Below are 774 nucleotides of genomic sequence, written 5' to 3'. Positions count from 1 at the left end.
CCAATCGGAGCCGCATTTGCCCTTGACAAACACTTGAATGGTTTCAGTTAAGGTCACAAGGGTGACGGTAGACAAATCAAAGGCATGACAAATACACCCTTGAATTTAACCAGTTTAAACCATTCAAAAGTTCGGTTTGTCAAGGGTTCGCTTTGCCAAATGCTCATGTTCTTTTTCGTGCTGATGTAGACCACTTCGGGATCAGGTGCCAAATCAGGCGACACTTTGCACATACGTCTGTGCGAGCTCAATGATTTTCAGCCATTTCGCTGGCATATGTGGTTGCTTTTGGACTTCTGGGATTGGTACGGGCACGTGATAATCCAATGCCTCATGTGGGCGTAAGAAGTTATAAAAGGTCGTAAACAAAGTAACACGTACTTCTGCACCGTTTAGACTTTTAAACCCTGTCGTCACACGATAATCGGATTTAAATGACCGATTTAATCGTTCAATGGTTTGTTTCAGCCAGCGGTATTCTCTGGAGACGTCGTCTCCATTCGTTAAACCAATCACTTGAGTCACATCAAAGGGCACGTCATGTTTGGCAAAATATTGTTGAGCCAGTAAATAAATCGGATTACCGTCAACGATAAAGTTGATGTCATCCCGTTCTTCGGGATGATTGATTTTGATAAGGGCTTCACGCAAGGCTTCAATCGCCGCTTCTGTATCTCTGTGAGCAGAAATGTGATCAGACAGGATAATCTTATTCACAGCGTCAAAAAAGAAAAGCAGGTAGTGCCATTTTCCGCCGATACGGATATAGGTTTC

At 43.4% G+C, this 774-nt stretch carries 1 protein-coding gene; it reads right to left on the bottom strand.

Features of this window, described 5'->3' with window-relative positions; translation table 11 throughout:
• Positions 1–213: 213 nt before the first annotated feature.
• Positions 214–774 (bottom strand): DDE-type integrase/transposase/recombinase (locus ACYQ2O_RS12510; protein ID WP_459796741.1); only part of this gene is annotated, 561 nt, incomplete at its 5' end.

The organism is Alkalibacterium sp. m-11 (assembly GCF_054658155.1).
Note: the sequence above shows the minus strand (reverse complement) of the source record. Positions and strands in the feature narration are given on the sequence as shown.